Raw genomic sequence first — 22,216 nt, 5'->3', positions numbered from 1 at the left:
TAGAAGATGATGGCCAAAATGATCATGGAATTCCCAAGGAAAAGAAGGATGAAGATACTGAGTCAAGCAAAAACCCAGGTTCATAATTTGTTATTTCCTGCCTACTCAAACCTTTTTAAAAAGGTTTGAGTTTTAGCTGCCATCATTTCTACTATCAGTTTCATATTTTACTTCCGAGAAATTTTTTATAAGCATTTCTTCATTTATATAATTCCCTGTTCTTTTGTCAACCGTTTTTCTCCAAATTTCATTCTTTCTAAAATTCTTCCCATTCTTTTTAATAAACTCATGATTCCTTTCTTCCATATGATAAGTATAGGGCCATTCCTTGTTCGTATATATGGCTCCTTTCAAGTGATTGTTTGTTAACCAAATACGTATTTGAAATGACTGTTCTGTATTATTTTGAAATCTTAAATCCACATAATTGTAAAAGACTCCCGCACCACTACCAAATGGAAGAACTCTTCCTTCATCAGGGAATGGATCAAAGCTGTGGTGATGCCGTTCGATAATTGTTAAAGGGGTATGTATTGCCATCCAGTATAGGAGATTAGCAAGCTGGCATATTCCTCCACCAACTCCTGTTTTCACTTCCCCCATAGATAGTTGCATTCCTTCTATATATCCTTTTGCCTTAGTTGTTTTCCCTACTAATTTCCAAAACGAAAAAACTTCCCCAGGGTTAATTACAATACCGTCAATTTTACTCAATGCAATTGAAATATTTACAATTTTATTCTCCTGAAGTTGTGGGTCACTATCACCCAACCGCCTCCTTAATAGCGACTGATGTTTTTTACAAGTGTAAGAATAAGGAGTATCAAGAATACTTTTAGCGAACTTGTCTCTATTTTTCACATTTTCCCATGAACGGAATAACCTCTTTTGAAAAATTCGAATTCGATATACTAACGGATGAATTTCTGAAATTCTCAACGTCTTCTCCCCCTACAATTTGATGTTGTACCTTAAAGAAAAATGAATTGACACTAACTAGCTATTAGTAAAACTAGAAATAAAAAAACACCATTTGCCTTGTACTAACAGTGTTTTTACTCCATTTCCCATATGTTAAATCAGTAGTTAAAATCTACTTTGATTTCTAAATCATAATCCGAATTAAAAATAACCCCTTCTCCTTCAATCCATTTAGCATCTTTTACTCCTAACACTTTTAGATTATCACCTGTTCGCCAGTTGTAAGACTCATAGAAGGTCTCATCCTCACTTCCACTAACAGAAAATCATTCTCTTCATTTTACTTAAACATTTCAATTTGGATTACTATTCTTGACAAAAAATACTATTGGATTTACGAAACACAGACCAACAATTGCTAAAAATAAATACGTAGAGAGTGCATCTCCATCTAATCCAATCTCATCTACAATAATCCCAGTACTATAAAGAAGTTGAGCGGAAATTAATATAGACACTAAAGAAATGCTAGATACAGTGAAACCATTGATAATTTTATTTTTAGTTTGTGGTAGTAGTACTAGTAACAATAAAAGAATTGATAATACTAATAACGTAATAAAAATGGGTCTCATTAAAGTAAACATCCCGGATGTTTCAAATGATTCATATGTATACATATATACCTCCAAGTTGACTTAACATAGTAGGAACATTAAAATCCCCCATGTTTCTTATCATATTTCAGCAGCTCAACTTCAATTTCTAATTCATTTACTCTTTTTTCAAGCTTTTTCCTTGTCGTGCTAGCTTCAAACATTGCCCCAGTAGCAACAGCAAATGCTAACCATGCTATATATACCATCATCATTCTCCTTAATATTTTTAAACTAGTTGTATCTAATACTTAAAAGGACACTCTTTCCAATCCTTCAACTCTTGTTATTTTCATTTAGCATTAGCTTAGTTTGTAATAAAACAACTTGAAACTAAATCTTTACGTCGATATACACTTAGGACGACACCAATTAAAAACGCGTTAAACAGAGTAGGCATTAATCCGTAGCTAATAAATGGCAAGGACATAGAAGTTAATGGGAAAAATCCTAGTGTCATTGCAATATTAGTTACTAGTTGAACAGTATAAAGAGCAATAGAACCGATAAGTAGTAGCTTACCGTACGCATGATGTATGTTTCGTGTGATTACAACAATTCTTGCAACAAATAAAGAAAGGATTAATACAAGTGCAATCGCAAAAGACCAACCAAAGTAAGAAGTGAGGCTTACTAAAACAAAATTAGTATGACCTTCTGGAATAAATTCATTTGTCATTGAGTTTCCAAACCAGTCCGCTTTAGACAATAGCTCTTTTAGGAGCAATATCATGTAGCCTCCACTATCTGGATACTGTTCTGGATTAAAAAATACCTCCAGTCTATGTTTCTGGTACGGAGCAACAGTTTGCCAAAATATAATGCAAACAATTAAAAATGAACTAATCGAGATTCCTAAAGTTTTAAGAATTGTTTTTCGACTAAATTTACTCCAACACAGCATAACAAAGACCATGACACCATATATGTAGGCTGTAGAAATACTAGGTATAGTAAAAATCAAATAAAAAGGGACAAAAAACAAAATGCTCAAATGCCATATCTTCAACCTTATATCATTGAAAAAAGATGCCCAGGCAAGAAAAAAGAATGGTATTACCATCAAGCTTTCAATTGTTAAAGGTCCAACTTTAATAACAGATATTCCATTTACAAAATGTGTTGGAAAAAACGATAATATTAAGAGAATAATTATTCCGATTGTGTAAAACAGCCAGCCGAACTTTTCTAACTTTCGATAATCCATCAACATCATCCCAAAGGCCACTGTTCCCCCAAGCAGAACAAAGATAGCCTTATGTGTTGAATAATACCTCATATTCATAGAGTCATCACTAAAATTATTGTTAAGGGATAGCATCGGTAAAAAACTTAAACCTAACGTGATGAGCAGTAATATAACCGTTAACCAATCTACTTTTGGACGATGAAGCTTGTTTAGCTGTTGACCTAGCGTTATAGGGTTCCCCATTTGACCTACTGCTTTTTCTTCTGCATCTGCTTCATTTAATCCTTTATTTATCCATTCTTTTTTCGCTTGTTTTATGTGATAATCTAATTCGACGGAGACATAATCTTTTGCTTCCTTTGATTTTATCTGATCACTAACTTCTCTTAAATAAGATTGTCTTCCTTTTTTCACCAGTATTTCACCTCTCTACTAATACTTTGAAAGCAAATTGTTTAGTTATAGGTTTTTTTTCAGATTTTCTTAATAAATTTCTTCCTTTATTATTTAACCGATAATGTTTGATGTTTGCCTCGCTCCAGCTCGAATTTAAGTAACCATCTCGCTCTAGTGAATGTAAAAATGTGTATAAAATCCCTTCATTTCCTTCAAATTTATCAATTCCTCTTCCTCTTAAAAACTTCACCAACTCGTATCCTGTTTTCTCTTGAACAAGCAGTTGCATAACTGCTAAAAAGATAGCATCTTCCTTTTCTTCATACTTCATTTTTTCTTGAATTGCGTTGCGATGTTGTTCGGTAAATTTCAATTTAGAAAATGCTGTTTTATCCATTGATTTTTTCAAGTCTATTAAGCGATTCTCCATTACTTCTCCCCCAAACTTTCTTCCAGAAGTGCTTTGGCACGTCTAAGCCTTGTTTTGACTGTGCTAATCCCAACTTCAGTTAGCTCAGCTATTTCCTTAATGAGTAATTCCTCGTAGTAAAATAGATAAATCGCTTCACGGTATTTTATAGGTAACGTCATTAACGCAGAAATTAATTGACCATCCGCTTCTTTTTGAATAACAACTTCTTCGACCATTTCTTCTCTTGTTTCTATGTACGTAGTATCTTCTGTAATGATCACATGCTTGTTATACCAGCTCTTAAGGAAATCCTTGCAATGATTAATAGCTATTCGCCATAACCATGTTTTTAACTTGGATTTCCTCTTGAAGGTATGAAGAGATTTGTAGAATTTTACAAATATATCTTGTGTTAAATCCTCCGCAACCTCTTTATTATTTACATACGAATAGACGAGTTTTAATATATCTTGACCATATCTGTTCATCATCTCATTCATTAACTCTTCCTTATCCTCTAGTTCAAATGCATCCTCTAACAATTCTTCCACATTATCCCTCCTATCTTTAGATTAGACGACGTTCCCTATTGGAAGGTTTTTATTTCTAAATCTCTTAATATCATTCCCATAATAAAATCCTCTTCATGCAGTCTTGTATAACCCCATGACATGGGGTTATACACTGACTACCGAAAGAGGATAGTACTTTAAAAAAGTTATACAATAAATATTTGATTGCCTATTTATAATTGATACTTCGATATAACCTATTAATTGTTTCCATATGTAATCCTTCATGATAAAAACTAAATAATAGTGTTTCGCCAAGCGTATGGAATGTAATGCCCATTCTATTCGTAAATGGGTTTGGAAGTTTTTCTGAAAAACGTCCCGGGAGGAATTCTCTTATTCTAATTGTTTGTTCTGTTAGGACGGAAGAAATCTCTGGAAGTGTTGGGGGTGTTCCTTTCCAATCAGAAGGTTTAGTCCCCGCACCAAAAAATTCCTCATACTCACTCTGAAGGCTCAACTTCTCTCCTAATACGCCATATACGAGTTTCTCTTGCACAAATGCAATGTGACCGTAATTCCAGCGTATGTTATTGTTAAATCCTTTAGGTACAATATCCGCAATCTCTTCCGGTATTTTATTAATCGAATTCTCCGTTATACGCCGTACTATTTCCATATGGTTTAAAATTTTTTGTTCCAAATAAAACCCTCCTAATTATTCTTATAACATACCTTCCACATGCTCCTATAGATATCCTTTATTATATTGAGTATGTTAGATTGACGTTAGCCTGCTTTTACCGTTTTAATAAGAGATAGGAGGCGATTTATTTTGCATTCATACATATTACTTACGATTGCAATTGTAAGTGAAGTTTTCGGTAGTTCCATGTTGAAAATGACGGAAGGTTTTAAAAAAGTGCTTCCTTCTCTTGGTGTAATAGTAGGGTACGCCATTGCTTTTTATGCATTATCTCTATCGTTAAAAGCACTTCCAATCGGAACAGCTTATGCTATATGGTCTGGGGTAGGAACTGCTCTTACTGCCTTAATCGGGGTAATCGTCTATAAGGAAGGATTTAATCTAAAAAAGTTTTTAGGACTCGTATTAATTATCGGTGGGGTCATTTTGTTAAATCTTTCTAATGGTGATATTCATTCGTAGAGAAAAAGAGGAGAATTGCATATGAAAGGCTACAGTTTGCTTAGTATTTCTATTTTGAGTGAGGTTTTTGGTACTACAATGCTGAAATTTTCTGAAGGGTTCACAAATGTTGCTCCTTCCATTGGTGTCATCGCAGGCTATGGTTTGTCTTTTTATTGTTTAGCGCTATGTTTAAAAACAATTCCTTTAAGTTTAGCGTATGCCATTTGGTCTGGTGTCGGAACTGCGATTACTGCCATGATTGGGATAGTCATTTGGAATGATCCTTTTAATTTGCTCACACTTTCCGGGTTAGCCCTTATTATTGGAGGGGTTGTATTACTTAATGCATCAGACAATAGGAAAGAACCATCTCATTAAAGTAGATGATTCTTCGTTGAGCATTTGACGAAATCATTCCATGATGGTAGCATCCACTATTTCATCTAATAGTAATTCAAATGAACTAAATGGATCTTCCAGTTCAATTGTTCTTTTTGTCAGGTCAATCCATTGAATGGCGCCTTGATTGTAAAGCAACTCACCGTTTCTCCATCGGATGATTTTGATTTCAACATTTCGTTTCATTGCGAGCTCGATTTGTTCTTGAATTGCTTCGTAGTCAAATTCATTTAAATTAGGACATGGCACTTTTTTTATTGTTACGTTAAAGTCTCGAAGCATTTTCACGTGTTCTGGTAGCATCATCGATACCCACTTTTTCGAGCCTCTATCTTGTACTTTGGATAAATCTAATCTGCTCCACTCTTCCTCGTAGTTCACCATCTCATCACTTTCTTTCTTTTTTTATTTATTATAACGAACATTTGTTCTAATTAATAGTGGGAAGTTATGGCTGAAGTTGGTTTTCGATTAAAGGGTGTCAATTTGCGATTAGAAGGAGTCAATTTACGATTAGGAAGTGGGAATTTGCGATTAAAGCACTTCAATTTGCGCATAGCAAAGTTGAATTTGCGGATATCACTTTTTTACTTGTGGATTTAATTATTTTCATAAAGAAATTAAGTTAAAAAACTCACATGGAATTCTTCCTAAAATAACTCTTATGAACCTATACAAAAAGGCTGTCTTAAAAGATAAAACTTTTGAGACAGCCTTCTGTTATTAAAATAACTCACGTGCAAGCAGTCGATATACATCCAGCCGTTTTTCTTGAGAATGTGGAATGCTACAAATCATCGCTTCATCAAAACCATACTGGACTTGTTCTTCTTGTAAAATTGTTGCGACCTCTTTTGCTGTTCCAACTAAATGTATTTTGCGGTTTTCATGAATCATTGCACGATCCATTTCTGATAATGGATAATTTCGTGCTTCTTCTGGGGTTAACGTTTGACGAATTTGTCCCCTCATTAATGATAGCCTAGAAATATCTTGAGGTAGTGCCTCATACTCCGCTTCTTCTTTTGTTTCGGCAACTGTTACCATATATGTTACATTTATTTCTGGGTTCTCCATAAGTGAAGATGGCTTGAAATTACTTCGATAAGTATCGAAAATTTCTTTCGTCATCCCCCCTTGGAAAAACTGAGCAAATGAATAGCCGAGTCCTAAGCGTCCTGCTTGAACTGCACTGTTTCCAGTTGAACCGAGCAGCCATGCTTCTGGTAAAACAATATTCGATGGGGTAGCGATTGTACGATTATAAAGACTATCCTCTGGCACTTCATCATTTATTAATTGTAGCGTTGTCGTAAGTTTTTCATACATATTATTTAGCATCGGCTGACGACCTTCGGAAAGAGCGTACATTGCATAATTGTCTCCTCCAGGAGCGCGTCCTACTCCAAAGTCAATACGTCCTGGTGAAAATGCACTTAATGTTTTAAACACTTCTGCAAGCTTCAACGGGGAATAATGCATCATCATCACTCCACCTGTCCCAATACGAATCTTGTTCGTTTTCGCAGCTAAATGTGCAGCTATTACTTCTGGCGCTGAGCTCGCAATTGTACCGGTACCATGATGCTCAGCCATCCACATACGATAATAGCCTAACTCATCTGCTAAAATGGCAAGTTCCTCTGCTTTTTTTAAGGCATCCACGGCAGTATTACCTACCGTAATAGGCGCTTGATCTAAAACACTTAATTTCATCGTTCTTCTTCCCTTCTCATAATGTATTTTTACATGACCATTTTTTCACTTATCCATAGTTGCAGAGATTCGACTTTGGCTTTAAAACGTTCTGTTTGCATCTCCCGATAAAGAGATTCGATTGTTTCTCGTTTCAAAACAGTCTTCCATGATTCCTCTGCTTCTTCCATTAAGTCAGTTAGTAAGCAGCATTTCTCTTCATGTTCCAAATGCAACAAATCATCGAGGATTCCACTTGCAGAGTAAAGAGATTGCTGCCCTTCTATAGCAAGGTAGACGTCATAGATTCGAATATCTTCCGGTTTTTTCTTTAATCTAAAACCACCCTTTACTCCTGGTACAGAAGTAATTAAGTCGGCGGTTACTAATTTACGCAAGAGCTTTTGAAAATACGTCGGAGATGTTCCAAGTTGCTGACTTATTGCTTCTCCTGATAACACTGCTTTTTCTGGTAATAAATTTAGTAATAAAATCGCATAGACCGACTGCTCTACACCAGTTTTCATTTGCATATTATTCACCCCGATCAATGTAGATAATAATTATCCACTTTAAAAAAGTGTAATCGTATACAAATGGAAAGTAAACAAAAGAGACTCTCGCTTTAACAACGATTTCTTTTCCAAGTGTTAGGAAGCGAATGATTATACACAAGAAATCCCAGTCATACCCTGAATTAATTCAGCTATATTTTGCATTTAAGAATGTTTTAGAAAATAGAGATTAAAGAAAAATCCATATCAATCTTTCATTTATATGGATTCTATCTAAGTTTTTCAAGAGAATATAACATCATTTCCTTATAATAAGGTTCATCGAGCTAAATATTACAGTTGTAAAAAAACACAATTTATCCATTCATATTAATCCACAATCAAGTCCAATACATAAAAAAAGACACTTTTCTTTGTAAAAGAAAAGTGTCTGATTACTGTTTCCATTCCCTACTTCATACGTGTTGATCTACAAGGATGGGATTACCATCTGGATCTTCAATTGTAAAACTTGCAGGACCTTCGCTTGATTCATCTGCTTCAGACAGCATTTTAATTCCTTTTGCTTTAAGCTGCTTTTGAAGGTCTCGAATGTCCGTAAATGAATTGAGATTTTCAGCATTTTCATTCCATCCTGGATTAAAAGTCAGAATGTTCTTTTCAAACATTCCTTGGAAAAGCCCAATTATGCAACTTTCATTCTTCATAATAAGCCAATTTTGGGTAATATCCCCTCCGAACACTTGAAATCCTAGGTTTTCGTAAAATGATTTGGATATATTAATGTCTTTTACACTTAAACTTACAGAGAATGCGCCTAGTTTCATATTCGTACCTCCCATTATAAACTAAATTTTCAGATATCATTATTTTTATGTGGCAGTTTTAGAAAACTTTATAATTTAAGTATAAATGAGTACTTTGCCTAACACAACGTTCACCTGTCTGTCACTTAACAAAATTTACCGATAAAATAATAGAAACCAATCAGTAGCCACACTGATTGGTTTCCCTGGGCTAGTTACATTAAAATCTACCTTGCAGTTTAAAAACAATTTCAGCGAATAATGTAGCGAATAGGAAAGTTCCTGTATAGACTACTAATGAAATAACGACAATTCGCCATCCTAGCTTTTTAAAACTTTCTAAGTCTTTTCCGAGAGATAGACCTGCATATGCTAGGATAGGTGTAGCTAATGCCATGAAGTTAATTTCGCCTGTTTTTTCAACAATCCATTCATTCCCTGGGAAAATTGGAGTTGTCGCGATTAACGCAATCAATGAAATCCATACAACAGCTGGCATTTTAGGAATGAGCGTATTTAAGCCTAAACCGATTATTGTAAATAATACGATAAGAATCATACCAGGAAGCGCTTTAATAGGAGATACATCATACCCTACCCAATTCCCAAGAATTGCAATGATTCCGATCAATGCTAATACTTTTGTTTTTTCTAGCATTATTTTGCAGCCTCCTTCCGAGTACGTCCAATTTTAGGCTCAAGCCATTCATAAAGACGTGCAGTGACAGGAAGCGAGAAGAATACACATAAATAAGTCCCTAAAATTGTAGAAATCAAGTTGGCTGCTGCTGCAAATAGAGCGATATCTTCCGCATCATTTGGAAACGTGACTGCAAGTGCTCCAGAAGCTGCAGCCATCATACTTCCAGAACCAACTCCTGCTCCCATGGCCAATGAAATCGGATGAAAGATACCAAGACTCCCTAAAAATCCTGCAAGCATCGCTAAATAGATAGCCCCAAACACTGTTCCACAGATGTAGACACCTAATGCTCCTCTTCCCTCTGGTGAATCCGCACCGTATTTTTCTGAAATAATGGCTAAATTTGGCTCTCGGTCTATAGAAAAGGTTGCACCGATTGCTTCTCGTTTCATACCAATAAGTAATGCAATTGGTAATCCAATAATAATGGTTCCCAAAACATGTCCTACTTCTTGAACAGCTAATGACACTCCTGCATCGAAAATTTTCGGTAATGATGGACCTAACATCGATCCTAGTTTAGCTACGAATAACAAAAAAGATATACCTAATATTCCTGCAGCTTTTTTCATTTGTCCTTCATTTAACCACTTTAACTTTGGAAAACTTACAATTCCACCCATTATCAAAACATATAGCATAGGGAACAATGCGATTGTACCTACCCCTAAGTTGAACTGTTTAACACCTATTGCTTCACCTATTAATACAAAGACCAAAACGATAATATGAAGCTTCCAATCTTTCAGCAATAATATCTCCTCCGAAAAGTTCAATAACTATTTTTATTGCACATCATATTTTGCACTTAACCGATAAAACGTTCATAAAGTTCCTTCTTACTATGTAATGTTAAAGTTGTTCTATAAATGTCATAAGAAAACTTATTTCAAGAGACTATAGAATAATAATTCATTAATTACCATGTAACTGAATATAAATTCAAAAAAGTGATGTGCTACATAATTTAAATTTAATCTTTCAGAATAAGAACTCTCCCTTACTATTTGACATCTCCCTTCTCTTGCTGCCCAAAATCAAATCGTTATGAAAAGGGGACAGATCTTAGTAAAATAAAAAAATCCTTCTTGTAGAATGCATGTTGGACAAACATTCTAAAAAGAGGATTCTCTTTATGAAATAATACCACCAACGTCTTCTTTGTACAAAACATTATTTTCTATATTGATAGAAAATATAGTCCATTCTGCCTTTTCCATAGATATAGCTGATACGCAAAATTTTTTATAGTTAACTTCATTATGGATAGATATTTATTTATACAAAAAAGAGAGGGCCATAAAGTAGTCCTCCCCTTTATCTTTTCAACTTATTTACAATACAGTGTTACAGAACCTAAGCCATCGAATTCTGCTATCACAGAATCCCCTGCTTGAAATGCGATTGCTTCGGACATAGCCCCACTTAGCACTATATCTCCTTTTTTAAGCCCTTTTCCTAGAGCACCTAGTTCGTTAACAGCCCATGCAATCGCTTCCGCTGGATGCCCTAATACTGCCGCACTTGAACCTGTTTGTTCAACGTTACCATTTTTGGACATAACCATGCCAATGTTACCTACATCAATAGCACTCGGTGAAACCCATTTACTTCCCACTACAAATTTTGCAGAAGAACAATTGTCAGCAACTACATCCACTAAAGTGAACCGAAAATCTTTATAACGGCTATCAATTACTTCAAGAGCAGGTGCCACATATTTCGTAGCTTTTAAAACGTCCTCTGCTGTGATATTTTCACCTTGTAAGTCTTCCGATAATAGAAAGGCAATTTCCGGCTCTACTTTCGGGTGAATAAGTTCGGAAAATTGGATGGCTTCCCATTCATATGCGAGCATATCATTATGCAAATAACCGTAAATTGCTTCATTAACGCCCATCATTTCTTGCTTCGCTTTACTTGTTAATCCTAACTTCACTCCGATTGTTTTCGTACCATTTTCCGTTAGTTTTCTTGTCAGTAAGCCATTTTGTATTTCATAAGCTTCCTTTATTGTCAATTCTGGATATTCGTCCGTCACTTTCATAACTTCACGAGCATCACGCTCTGCCGTATATAAGTATTCAATAATATCTTTATTTTTACTTGTTAGTAGAGTCATTATTTATACCCTCACTTTATTATTTTTCGCCAATTCGGCCGCTACGTCCAGAATCATATCTTCCTGCCCGCCAACAACCTTCATTTTTCCTAGTTCAACTAATATATCTCGTGGGTCGATTCCAAATCTTTTTCCTGCACGTTCGGCATGGAGCAAAAAGCTGGAATAGACACCTGCATAACCTAGAACGAGACTCCCCTTTCGAATTTCTTGAGAGCCAGGAATAATAGGACCGACTATCTCTTCTGCTACATCCATCATTTTGTATAAATCGATGCCGACATCTATCCCCATCCGCTCCATCACAGCGAGTAACACTTCTGTTTGTGTATTCCCGGCACCTGCTCCTAAACAACGGACACTGCCATCAATGCGTGTAGCTCCTTCTTCGATGGCAGCAATCGTATTCGCTACCGCAACTGATAAATTGTTGTGAGCATGAAAGCCGACTTCAATATCCAATGAATTGCGTAACGCTTTAATCCGCTCACGCACCTCGATTGGCAATAAAGCTCCTGCTGAATCAGTAACATAGACAGCTTCTGCACCATAGCTCTCCATTAATTTCGCTTGCTCGACCAACTTCTCAACCGAAACTGAATGAGCCATCATTAAAAATCCTAATGACTCCATACCAAGTTCGCGAGCTTTACTGATATGCTGGGCGGAAACATCTGCCTCCGTCGCATGCGTAGCAACTCTTACAAGCCTAGCACCTAGTTCACTTGCCTGCTTTAATTCATTTACAGTTCCGATTCCCGGTATTAGCAAAACAGCTACTTTTGCGTTTTGACATTCATCAACAGCTGCTTCAATTAATGTCATTTCATCAACTAATGATTTTCCATACTGTAAAGTGGAACCACCTAGACCGTCCCCATGACTTACTTCAATATAATGCATACCTGCTTCATCTAACCCTCGTGCAACATTACGTACCTGTTGTTCAGTAAATTGATGTGCTACGACATGACTACCATCACGTAAGCAAACTTCCGTTAGTTGGATTGGTTTATTCATACGTTTATTCATTATGGAACCTCCTTTCCAGTCGTTTTATATTAATGATTCTGCCGCTTTTTCTTTCAGCATTGATCGAGCAAAATCTTCACCTACGCGCATAGCAGCCGCTGTCATAATATCTAAATTTCCTGCATATGCCGGAAAATAATCGCCTGCTCCTTCCACTTCAATAAAAACTGTCACACGATTCCCGTCAAACATCGGGTCCTGTCTTAACCGATACCCAGGAACATATTCTTTTACTTTTTCAACCATTTCCGTTATGGATTTTCTAATTGCCGATTCATCCATATTTTTCACTTCACAATAAACCGTGTCTCGCATTAATATAGGTGGATCTGCCGGATTTAAAATAATTAACGCTTTTCCTCGGTCCGCACCGCCGACTTCTTCAATTCCACGGCGTGTTGTAATCGTGAATTCATCAATATTAGCTCGAGTTCCCGGTCCAGCACTTAAGCTGGAAATCGTCGCAACAATTTCTCCGTAACTAACATCTGCTACTTGATTCACAGCGTGTACAATTGGTATTGTTGCTTGTCCTCCACAAGTAATCATATTGACGTTATCCAACTCTCCAGAGCTTTGATTCGAACTGACTGCTGGACAAAAGAAAGGCCCTCTTGCCGCAGGTGTTAAATCGATTGTCAGTATTCCTAATTCTTTTAATACTTTGGCATGCCGCACATGCGCTTTTGCGGAAGTGGCATCAAAAACAATTTCTGCGATATGTGGATTTTCAATGATCCCTTCAATTCCATTCGTAAAGACCGTGTAGCCTTTTTGCTTTGCACGTTTTAGCCCATCCGAATCTGCATCAATACCAATCATTGCTGTTAGTTCAATAACGTCACTTCTTTCCAGTTTATACATTAAATCAGTTCCAATATTGCCGGAGCCGATAATTGCCGCTTTAATCTTCCCCACAGTCATTCCCCTTCCTCATGCTTCGGATTAATGTGTAGAAATATTATTCGAAATGAACAGTTACCGATCCAAGTACACCAAATTTCGCTTCAATTGTGTCTCCAGCAGAAACTGAAACCGCGCCGGATAACGCACCTGGTAAAATTAATTCGCCTTTTTTCAATGTAATTCCGAATTCATGTAATTTATTTGCTAGCCAAGCAATAGCATGAGCTGGATGACCAAGTGCGGCTGCACCTGCACCTGTTGCAAGGAGTTCATCGTTCTTAAATAGCACCATACTATTTGTACGTAAATCTATTCCGTCTAGTGCTGTTAGTTTCTCGCCCACTACTACTTTTGCAGAAGAACCATTATCAGCAACTGTATCTATTAACTTTATTTTCCAATCTTTCACACGACTATCAATGATTTCAAGTGTTGGCACAACATATTTAGTAGCCATCATAACGTCAAGATACGTAACATTCGGTCCTACTAAATCCTCATCAAGTACAAAACCGATTTCAGCCTCAATCTTTGGAGAAATCATCGAATCGATTTTGACTAAAGCACCACTCTCCACACGCATATCATCTAATAAATGGCCGTAATCTGGTTCATTTACATTTAGCATTTTTTGCATTGCAACACTTGTTAATCCTACTTTTTTCCCGATTACTTTTTTTCCTTGTGCAAGCTTTAAATTGACTGTTTCCAATTGAATGTTATACGCATCTTCCACCGTTAAATGCTCATTACGATCCGTTAAAGCTGAAATTGCTTGTCGCGTTTCCTCAGCCTCCAACAGTTCATTTGCAAACTCAACATTCTTTACTGTCACTTGAAAACCCTCCCCATACTAAAACAAACAAAAGGCGAGCAATATGCCACCTTTCGTTGTTTTCTTATTTTTTTATCGTAATTGTTTTCGCTTCTGTATAAAAATCAAAACTATGTCGGCCGCCTTCTCGACCAATACCGCTCGCTTTTGCACCACCAAATGGTGTACGTAAATCGCGAACATACCAACAATTCACCCAAAGCAAGCCCGAATGGATATGCGATGTTACCCGCTGTCCACGTCGTAAATCATTCGTCCATACGACACCTGCCAAACCGTAAATAGAATCATTTGCAATATTAATCGCATCTTCTTCCGTTTTAAATGGAATAATAACGGGAACAGGACCAAAGATTTCTTCTTGTGCAATCCGCATTTTGTTATCTACATCATAAAGTACAGTCGGCTCATAGAAATTGCCTTCTGGAAGATTTGCGACAACCTTTCCACCATAAGCAAGTTTTGCACCTTCTGCGAGTCCAATTTGAACGTAGTCATCGACTGATTTCAAATGTCCCTGTGAAACTAGCGCACCCATATCCGTTGATTCATCAGTCGGATCCCCTACTTTAATCTTCCTTACAGCTGCAACGAACTTATCTAAGAATTGATCATAAATGCTCTCTTGAACGAGGATTCGTGAACCGGCTAAGCAAATTTCACCTTGGTTTCGGTAAATCGCCTCAATGGAGCCAGCTACTGCTTCATCTAAATCTGCATCTTCAAAGACAATATTGGCTGACTTACCTCCAAGTTCTAATGAAATAGGTATTAAATTTTCAGCAGCATTACGCATCACTGTTTTTCCTGTATTGGATTCTCCGACAAATGAGATTCTTCGAACGGATGGATGTGTTGCCATAACTGTCCCGACAGTACTTCCAGGACCCGTTAATATATTTAAGACACCAGGTGGTAACCCGGCTTCATTAGCAATTTCTCCAAGCATAACTGCACTTAACGGTGTATAAGATGCCGGCTTAATGACAACCGTATTTCCTGCGGCCAAAGCAGCAGAAGCTTTCCAAGTCATTTGCATAAAAGGTAGATTCCAAGGGATAATCAAACTTGTAACACCCGCTGGTGCATACTGTACATAAGACATGTGGTTACTCATATCGTAGTGCTCGTGCACCATATATTTTGCCATTTCAGCGAAGAAGCGGAAGTTGGCAGCAGCTCGTGGAATATCGAATCCACGGCTTTCCTTAATCGGTTTACCTACATCCAACGTTTCAACGTAAGCAAGCTTATCCACATTTTCCATGATTAAGTCTGACATCCTGCATAATATCTTAGATCTTTCTTCAACAGGCATTTTACTCCAAATACCACTTGCAAACGTCCGCTGAGCCACTTCAATTGCAAGTTTTGCATCCGCTTTCCCACCATTTGCAACAGTGGCCAACTTTTTATTTGTCGCAGGGTTAATTGAGTCAAAAGTTTCCCCTGAGAGAGCATTGACATATTCCCCATTAATAAAGAGCTTTGCGTCTTGAATAATAGTATGGTCAGCAACTAACCCTTTTGTCACAGTCGTCTCCCTCCTAGTCCTCTATTTCAATAATCATTTCAATTTCAATGGCTGTGTTGTTCGGCAACTGCGCCATCCCGACTGCTGAACGACCATGCTTCCCTTTATCACCAAAAACTTTCCCTATTAGATCAGATGCACCGTTCATCACTTTTGGTTGGTCTGTAAAATCTTCTGTGCTATTAACCATCCCAAGTATTTTGACGAATTGCTTTACCTTACTTAGTTCACCAATTTCATTTTTAACAACACTTAGTAGATTAAGCATCGATTGTTGGGCAGCTAAATAACCTTCTTCCACCGTTAATTCTCTACCCAATTTTCCGTGATATTCATCTACTCCCTGGCCAGCAGTGAATAACAAATTTCCGGTTCTTACACATCCCACATAGTCTCCTAGTGCAGGTCGTAAAGGGGGTAATTCAAGCCCTAATGCCGAAAGTTTTTCTTCTGGAGTACTCATCGTTTAATCTCTTCCTTTATTTCAATATTTAAAAAGGCGAGCGCATTTTTACCTAAAATAGCTTGCTTTTGTTCGTCCGTCAGCTCAATCGTCTCATCAATCACTTTGCCAGGTGGAATCTCTCTTAATAAAAATGGGTAGTCTGAACCCATTACAATTTTTTCATACCCAAAACGATCTACTAAATATTTAATGTTTAGCGGGTCATAATTCAACGAGTCAAAGTAAAAGTTCTTGGCATAATAACTTGGAGGTTTACTCGTTTGTCGCAGATGCGGCCATACATTCCAGCCTTGATCCAAACGAGGTAATATGTATGGGAAAGACCCTCCTCCATGTGCGAAGCAAACCTTTAGACGTGGGAATTTCTCCATGACACCACCGTTTATTAAACTAGCAGCAGCCAATGCCGTTTCACTTGGCATGCCAACCGTGTACATAAAGTTATGACGTGGCATCCGTTCAGTACCTAACGTTTCCCACGGATGGACGAACAACGGCACTTGCCATTTCTCCGCCATTTCAAAAAATGCGGTAAACGCCGGGTCATCCAAGTTTTTTCCATTGATATTTGTTCCAATTTCAATTCCTTTTAATCCAAGCTCATGCATACAACGATCCATTTCCCGGATTGACACCTCGACATCTTGCAGAGGTACTGTTCCGAGGCCAATAAAGCGGTACGGATACTGTTTCACAGTATCCGCAATAAAATCATTTTGAATTTTCGACATTTCTTCCGCAGCCTCAGGTTCAGCCCAATAAGAAAATGTCACTGGAATAGGTGACAACACTTGAATATCGACACCTTCTGCATCCATATCCTGAATTCTTTTTTCAGGACTCCACACTTGGTCCGTCACTTCACGGAACACTTTCCCGGCTACCATGATATTAGCACCGCAAGAACATGTTTTTTCTAAAGTTGGCCAACGTTCCCCACCAAATTTTTCAACGAAATCTGGAATATTTTCAGGTATGATATGAGTATGAAAATCTACTCTCATTTCCATAGCCCTACTTCTTCGGACATGACGTGGTTGCAATTTTTACACGTACGTAGTTCTAAGCTGCTATTGAACTCTTCAATCGCACCTTTTACTTGCGTTTCAATGTCTGTCAATTGAACACGTTTTCGGTGCATTTCTTCATCACACTCATCACAGAACCAAACGAAATCTTCTAATTCTCCAAGGTCGCGTTTTCGCTCAATAACTAGACCATACGTATCGGCAACACGGTGTGGAGAATGTGGAACCATCGCTGGAAGCATAAATACTTCACCTTCTTTAACTGTTACAACTTCACGTTTTCCATTATTAATAACTTCAACGTAACAGTCGCCTTTAATCTGATAGAAGAACTCATCTGAAGGGTCAACGTGGAAGTCACGGCGTCTATTCGGTCCGCCTAGTATCATACAAATAAATTCAGAGTCTTCCCAAAGAACCTTATTATTAACTGGTGGTTTAAGCTGATCTTTATTTTCTTCAATCCAATTCAATAGATTAAATGCTTGTAATTTTGAAATCGTAGATTTTGTCATTTTCGTAATACCTCCATTGTTATATTAGTAAATGAAAAACATAATGCTTAGTTTATATTATTGAAATAATCAAATAATTAAAAACGTATATCTAGTCTTCCCACCTACCTTTTACTATGTTCTTAATGTTTCTATCATCAATATAATGAAACCGCCGTGAAATACCTTGATAATGCCTTTACGTGAAAGCGTTGTCATTTTTCTGAAATACTAAATCGTAACAGTTTCTTTCGATAACTCTAAAGAAACTCTAAGTGCCTCTTCTACCATTGGATACGTTGGGTTATTTCGCTTATGTGTGTTGTAGAACATTGCCATTTTGCGAATTGGATCTCCTGAGTAGTATCGTTCGTATTGAACAAGTCTTTGCCCGAATGCTTCCCCACACAAATCCCATGCTAATTTGAATAGACGAACTCGTTCATCAGCAGTTACGCCTTCGCGGCCACCATAATGTTTATGCATATCTTCCGTTAACTCTGGATTTGCGAAGTCTGCACCTGATGGCGACATTAAGAGTCCACCTGCACCAATTATTTGTAAAATTTCTATTGCTCTTGGATACAATTTAGGTAATATACCACGGACAGTTTCAAGTGGTACAATTGCTGGAATTGCTTCACCATAAGGCGTCATCACATATTCATATTCAGCGATACGAACTAACGCTCTAATCGTTTCTACTCCTTGTAAAAGTTCAGATAATTGATTTTGAACGTTTAAGAATCCGTCCACACCAATTGAATCTGCCATCGAACATGCGACTTCCGTAGCAAATGAAATTTTGACAAGGCCCCTAATGGCAGATTGATGAGAGGGTTGCAGATTAATGCCTGTTTTAGGATATAATAAGTTACCTGCCTCTACATTTTGATTAATGAACACACGATCCCATGGAACTAAGACATCATTAAAGACCAATACAGCATCCATTTCTTCAAACCTTGATGCTAATGGATGATCCCATGTTGACCTTGTACCATTTTGCGTTTCTTCTCTACATAGAATACGTAAACCAGGTGTGTCAATCGGAACCGCAAATGAAATTGCATACTTCTCATCTCCAGGTTTGAAACTCGGATAAGAATATATGATAACTTCATCCGTTAATGGTGCAAGTGTAGCTAGCATTTTAGATCCACGGACAATTAGACCTTCTTCTGTCTCTTTAACGACTCCAAGATGTGTATACGTATCGACCTGTTCGTTAGAGGCTTTACTACGATCATTCTGCGGATTAATAATTGCATGCGTTAAGAAGAGATCATTATCTCTTATATACTTATAGTAATTTACAATATTATCTCCCCAGCGGTCACCATATTGCCTAAAGAACCAATCGTTGGAGGCCATTGCAGTTACTACTGTCCCCAAAAAATCTGGCGTTCTTCCCATTAAACCAAACGTTGCTTGTGACCATACTTCAAATAGTTCTCTCCGTGCTTTTAAATCTTCTCCATTGCGAGGATTCAAGTAAGCATTGTTTACACGTTCTCCTGTTTCTTCACAAATATGCGTAATTTTATCTTGATATTTAGGATCATGCTGCATATCAAATAACTTAGCTAATTCCTTAATCGGCTGCTTAAAAATTGGCTCTTCTGCTAAATTTGTTACTCTTCTCCCACCTAACCATACTTCCGGTTGTCGTGACTTAATAGCTTGAATATAATCTTCACCTGTTCTGATACTCATCAGTTAATCCTCCAATACTTTAATTGTTTACGACAATCTGGTTATTTTCTGTTTTCAAGAACTTCCCTCTGAAGAAAAGGAGGCTGTCTGCATTACTATACGAAAAATCCACTACTTTCCCGACATACAGAATATGATCTCCACCTTCATATTCTGCCCATGGAACACATTCAATGGTAGCAAGAGCATCTTTTAGGCGTGGACTATTCTTGGAATCTATCTCCCATTCAACAACAAGATTTTCATTTGGTCGCCCAGCAAATTGCCAAGCATATGGTTCCTGAGATTCTGATAACACATTAATGACAAATGGACGATTTTTTAATGCTTCGCAAGCCTTAGCACTTTTAGCAATGGAAACTAGTACAAGTGCTGGATCTAAGGAAACTGATGTAAATGAGTTTACGGTTATTCCATACCTCGCACCTTGATCATCATTCCAAGTGATGACTGTTACACCAGTCGCAAATTGTCCAAAACAATTTCTTAATTCTCTTACATCCATTCCTCTCATACCTCCTTTTGTGATAACAATGTACTCATAATATATCGAATAGTTTTTCATCTAACTATACGAATGTTTCACAGAGTGAAATAATTAGAATATTTTTTATATTTCAAAAAAAATTCTAGTGCTCAGATATCTAACTTCTCTATATTCAAGCTTAATTATCAAAAAAAAAAAAAAAATAAAACACCCCACTCTATAAAATGGTGGTCGGAAACTACTACCAAATAGATGGGATGTCCACTTTACAATTATTCTTCTGTTTTAGAAGATTCTCTTTAAGCTTTATATTCGTTTATTCTTTCTAAATAAAGCGATAAATCGTAGAGACGAATAGCCAAGGAATTCCTAGACACTACGATGTAATATTTCACTCTTTCAATAATATATGGAAGATCGTTGTCTTTCTTCACCGCGATTCTCCCTTGTATTCAACAGTAAATAAATCTTTCGTCAATCTTTATAAAGACTAGGAATCCACATTACCGCATCTTCCCAGTAAGTAAGGATAAGAAGAATGAGAATTGCCATCCCTAAGAAAGGCATAATTGCAATGACCAATCTTTCAAATTTTACCTTTGCAATGGAAGAAACGATAAACAATCCAGTCCCTACTGGTGGCGTTAGTAACCCAATAGTTAAGTTAATACAAATGATAATACCGAAATGAACCGGATCTATTTGATATGTCACTAGTAGTGGCATCATTACGGGAACCAAAATAATTAACGCTGCAATTCCATCTAACACTGTTCCAACTAACAGTAAGAATAAATTCACTAATAATAAAAAGACAAGTGGGTTATCAGAAAGGCTCAGCATCGATTCTGCAACTAATTGTGGAATTTTTTCATAGGCAATTATAAAACCAAATAAATTCGCTGTTACGATTAAAAACGAAATTGTTGCTGTATTGACCACTGTATTCACAAGAATTGTTGGAAGACTTTTCAGTTTTAATTCACGATAAACAAAACCAATAATGAAAGCGATTACACATGCAATCGATGCTGACTCTGTTGGTGTAAAAACACCGCCTAAAATACCAAAAATGATTGTGAATGGGATTAGCATGGCAGGGATAACTTGTAAGAATGTTTTTACGATTGTTTTCCAATTCGCCTTCTCACTTTTGGGGAATTGTTGTTTATGATTCATGATTCCAATAACAATAATAAAACCGATTCCTAACAAAATACCGGGAATAATTCCAGCCATGAATAAATCAGCAATCGATGCTCCAGTTAACGTTCCGTAGATGATAAACAACATACTCGGTGGGATGATAGGAGCTACGATAGATGAAGCTAATGTAATTGCAGAAGAGAACTCACGTGTGTAACCTTCCTTTTCCATCTCGGGAACCATCACTTTACTCATCATCGCCGCTTGAGCATTGGCTGATCCTAAGATTGAAGCAAGGAACATGTTAGCGATAACTGTTACATAAGCCAGTCCACCTCGATAATGACCGATTAGGACTTTTGCAAAGGCGACTAGTCGTTTTGTAATTCCCCCGCCGTTCATCAACTCTCCAGCCAACATAAATAATGGAACAGCCAACAATCCAAAATTGTCTAATCCAGAAAACATTTTCTGTGGCGCTGAACTCATTAATGTTGTCAGATCACCGAGAAACAAATACGAAAGTGACGTAATTGCCAACACAAGCGATATCGGTATACCGAGAAATAAGAATATAAAAAACAAAGCAATAACCGCAATTGTCATAAAGGTTCACCGCCTTGTTGTTTTTTCTTAAATAAATTTACTAGGTTGTTTAATAAGTGGATAAAAGCAAAAGTTAAACCAACTGGGACAGAAAGGTACGGAATCCACATCGGAATTCGCATCGAAGTAGACTTTTGGTGTGACGACGAAAATACCCATTGGTAACTTAAATATAGTAATAAAGCCATGAAGATTAAGATAATCACGTATGATACGATTTCAAAGACTCGTTTTCCATTGTCTGAAAAACGATCAACCAAAAATGTTACGGATGCTTGAGACTTATATTTAAGTCCCAAGCTCCCCCCTATAAACGTCAGCCATGCCATCATGAAAATACTTGCTTCACTCGCCCAAAAAATAGGTGCGTTTAATAAGTATCGAAAAAGAACAGCAGCAGCAATTACGATTGTCATTGACGCTATCAATATCATGGCAATCACCTTTTCAATCGATTCAATCCATCCGCTTAATGTATTCATATTCGTAA

General features: G+C 37.0%; 27 protein-coding genes. 2 read left to right on the top strand and 25 right to left on the bottom strand.

Translation table 11 applies throughout. The annotated features are described in order from the left end of the window. Positions 1-132 precede the first annotated feature (132 nt). From FG384_RS11885 to FG384_RS11860, 7 genes are all read right to left on the bottom strand, one after another. On the bottom strand, positions 133-939 hold the full coding sequence (locus FG384_RS11885; protein WP_142642817.1) for a VanW family protein: 807 nt from the start codon (positions 937-939) through the stop codon (positions 133-135). 335 nt (positions 940-1,274) lie between these two features. Continuing rightward, complete coding sequence (locus tag FG384_RS11880; protein WP_142642816.1) at positions 1,275-1,601, bottom strand: hypothetical protein; 327 nt, start codon at positions 1,599-1,601, stop codon at positions 1,275-1,277. 35 nt (positions 1,602-1,636) lie between these two features. Beyond that, positions 1,637-1,786 carry a hypothetical protein gene (locus FG384_RS19820; RefSeq protein ID WP_166462436.1) on the bottom strand — a complete coding sequence of 50 codons (150 nt, stop codon included), beginning with the start codon at positions 1,784-1,786 and terminating at the stop codon, positions 1,637-1,639. Positions 1,787-1,884: 98 nt separating this feature from the next. Next, positions 1,885-3,180: an FtsW/RodA/SpoVE family cell cycle protein gene (locus FG384_RS11875; RefSeq protein ID WP_420849959.1), complete on the bottom strand. Its 1,296-nt coding sequence runs from the start codon at positions 3,178-3,180 to the stop codon at positions 1,885-1,887. 7 nt (positions 3,181-3,187) lie between these two features. After that, positions 3,188-3,592, bottom strand: coding sequence for a PadR family transcriptional regulator (locus FG384_RS11870; protein ID WP_142642814.1), 405 nt, complete (start codon positions 3,590-3,592; stop codon positions 3,188-3,190). Further along, positions 3,592-4,125 (bottom strand): sigma-70 family RNA polymerase sigma factor, encoded by a 534-nt coding sequence (locus tag FG384_RS11865; RefSeq protein ID WP_142642813.1) that lies wholly within the window; start codon positions 4,123-4,125, stop codon positions 3,592-3,594. The genes FG384_RS11870 and FG384_RS11865 overlap by 1 nt, the downstream gene beginning before the upstream one ends. A 190-nt stretch (positions 4,126-4,315) precedes the next feature. Beyond that, positions 4,316-4,789 carry a DinB family protein gene (locus tag FG384_RS11860; protein ID WP_142642812.1) on the bottom strand — a complete coding sequence of 158 codons (474 nt, stop codon included), beginning with the start codon at positions 4,787-4,789 and terminating at the stop codon, positions 4,316-4,318. A 132-nt stretch (positions 4,790-4,921) separates the two neighbouring features. Here FG384_RS11860 and FG384_RS11855 point away from each other — a divergent pair, with 132 nt between their 5' ends. Both FG384_RS11855 and FG384_RS11850 read left to right on the top strand, forming a co-directional pair. Beyond that, complete coding sequence (locus FG384_RS11855) at positions 4,922-5,254, top strand: DMT family transporter (RefSeq protein WP_142642811.1); 333 nt, start codon at positions 4,922-4,924, stop codon at positions 5,252-5,254. A 21-nt stretch (positions 5,255-5,275) separates the two neighbouring features. Further along, positions 5,276-5,614 carry a DMT family transporter gene (locus tag FG384_RS11850; RefSeq protein ID WP_142642810.1) on the top strand — a complete coding sequence of 113 codons (339 nt, stop codon included), beginning with the start codon at positions 5,276-5,278 and terminating at the stop codon, positions 5,612-5,614. Between the two features lie 33 nt (positions 5,615-5,647). On the opposite strand, the gene FG384_RS11845 is transcribed toward FG384_RS11850, so the two are convergent. The 18 genes from FG384_RS11845 to FG384_RS11760 form a co-directional block, all read right to left on the bottom strand. Then, positions 5,648-6,019, bottom strand: coding sequence for a YolD-like family protein (locus tag FG384_RS11845; protein ID WP_142642809.1), 372 nt, complete (start codon positions 6,017-6,019; stop codon positions 5,648-5,650). 339 nt (positions 6,020-6,358) lie between these two features. Beyond that, positions 6,359-7,351 carry an LLM class flavin-dependent oxidoreductase gene (locus tag FG384_RS11840; RefSeq protein WP_142642808.1) on the bottom strand — a complete coding sequence of 331 codons (993 nt, stop codon included), beginning with the start codon at positions 7,349-7,351 and terminating at the stop codon, positions 6,359-6,361. Positions 7,352-7,380: 29 nt separating this feature from the next. Then, on the bottom strand, positions 7,381-7,863 hold the full coding sequence (locus FG384_RS11835; protein ID WP_142642807.1) for an Rrf2 family transcriptional regulator: 483 nt from the start codon (positions 7,861-7,863) through the stop codon (positions 7,381-7,383). A 437-nt stretch (positions 7,864-8,300) separates the two neighbouring features. Continuing rightward, positions 8,301-8,672: a VOC family protein gene (locus FG384_RS11830; RefSeq protein WP_142642806.1), complete on the bottom strand. Its 372-nt coding sequence runs from the start codon at positions 8,670-8,672 to the stop codon at positions 8,301-8,303. A gap of 199 nt (positions 8,673-8,871) precedes the next feature. Next, positions 8,872-9,309, bottom strand: coding sequence for a hypothetical protein (locus FG384_RS11825; protein WP_142642805.1), 438 nt, complete (start codon positions 9,307-9,309; stop codon positions 8,872-8,874). After that, positions 9,309-10,106: a DUF3100 domain-containing protein gene (locus FG384_RS11820; protein ID WP_240793409.1), complete on the bottom strand. Its 798-nt coding sequence runs from the start codon at positions 10,104-10,106 to the stop codon at positions 9,309-9,311. Before FG384_RS11820 ends, FG384_RS11825 begins: the two co-directional genes overlap by 1 nt. Positions 10,107-10,684: 578 nt before the next feature. Further along, positions 10,685-11,476 (bottom strand): 2-keto-4-pentenoate hydratase, encoded by a 792-nt coding sequence (locus tag FG384_RS11815; protein ID WP_142642804.1) that lies wholly within the window; start codon positions 11,474-11,476, stop codon positions 10,685-10,687. A gap of 3 nt (positions 11,477-11,479) precedes the next feature. Further along, positions 11,480-12,508: a 4-hydroxy-2-oxovalerate aldolase gene (gene dmpG, locus FG384_RS11810; protein ID WP_142642803.1), complete on the bottom strand. Its 1,029-nt coding sequence runs from the start codon at positions 12,506-12,508 to the stop codon at positions 11,480-11,482. Positions 12,509-12,532: 24 nt separating this feature from the next. Beyond that, the gene (locus FG384_RS11805; protein WP_142642802.1) at positions 12,533-13,426 is read right to left on the bottom strand and encodes an acetaldehyde dehydrogenase (acetylating); all 894 of its coding nucleotides are present in this window, start codon (positions 13,424-13,426) and stop codon (positions 12,533-12,535) included. A 43-nt stretch (positions 13,427-13,469) separates the two neighbouring features. Continuing rightward, positions 13,470-14,249, bottom strand: a complete 780-nt coding sequence (locus FG384_RS11800) for a 2-keto-4-pentenoate hydratase (RefSeq protein WP_142642801.1) — start codon at positions 14,247-14,249, stop codon at positions 13,470-13,472. Positions 14,250-14,313: 64 nt separating this feature from the next. Beyond that, a complete protein-coding gene (locus FG384_RS11795; RefSeq protein WP_142642800.1) occupies positions 14,314-15,783 on the bottom strand; it encodes an aldehyde dehydrogenase in 1,470 nt (489 codons plus the stop codon). A 13-nt stretch (positions 15,784-15,796) separates the two neighbouring features. Further along, positions 15,797-16,246 (bottom strand): RidA family protein, encoded by a 450-nt coding sequence (locus FG384_RS11790; protein WP_142642799.1) that lies wholly within the window; start codon positions 16,244-16,246, stop codon positions 15,797-15,799. Beyond that, complete coding sequence (locus FG384_RS11785; RefSeq protein ID WP_205961785.1) at positions 16,243-17,259, bottom strand: amidohydrolase family protein; 1,017 nt, start codon at positions 17,257-17,259, stop codon at positions 16,243-16,245. Before FG384_RS11785 ends, FG384_RS11790 begins: the two co-directional genes overlap by 4 nt. Beyond that, positions 17,250-17,777 (bottom strand): 3-hydroxyanthranilate 3,4-dioxygenase, encoded by a 528-nt coding sequence (locus tag FG384_RS11780; protein ID WP_142642870.1) that lies wholly within the window; start codon positions 17,775-17,777, stop codon positions 17,250-17,252. Before FG384_RS11780 ends, FG384_RS11785 begins: the two co-directional genes overlap by 10 nt. A gap of 225 nt (positions 17,778-18,002) precedes the next feature. Then, positions 18,003-19,487 carry a 4-hydroxyphenylacetate 3-hydroxylase family protein gene (locus FG384_RS11775; RefSeq protein ID WP_142642797.1) on the bottom strand — a complete coding sequence of 495 codons (1,485 nt, stop codon included), beginning with the start codon at positions 19,485-19,487 and terminating at the stop codon, positions 18,003-18,005. Positions 19,488-19,506: 19 nt separating this feature from the next. Then, positions 19,507-19,992 carry a flavin reductase family protein gene (locus FG384_RS11770; protein ID WP_142642796.1) on the bottom strand — a complete coding sequence of 162 codons (486 nt, stop codon included), beginning with the start codon at positions 19,990-19,992 and terminating at the stop codon, positions 19,507-19,509. A gap of 456 nt (positions 19,993-20,448) precedes the next feature. Continuing rightward, positions 20,449-21,726 (bottom strand): TRAP transporter large permease, encoded by a 1,278-nt coding sequence (locus tag FG384_RS11765; protein WP_142642795.1) that lies wholly within the window; start codon positions 21,724-21,726, stop codon positions 20,449-20,451. Then, on the bottom strand, positions 21,723-22,208 hold the full coding sequence (locus FG384_RS11760; RefSeq protein WP_142642794.1) for a TRAP transporter small permease: 486 nt from the start codon (positions 22,206-22,208) through the stop codon (positions 21,723-21,725). Before FG384_RS11760 ends, FG384_RS11765 begins: the two co-directional genes overlap by 4 nt. Positions 22,209-22,216 lie beyond the last annotated feature (8 nt).

This window comes from Psychrobacillus vulpis (assembly GCF_006861825.1).
Lineage (GTDB): Bacteria > Bacillota > Bacilli > Bacillales_A > Planococcaceae > Psychrobacillus > Psychrobacillus vulpis.
This window is presented reverse-complemented; position numbering and strand designations above follow the sequence as displayed.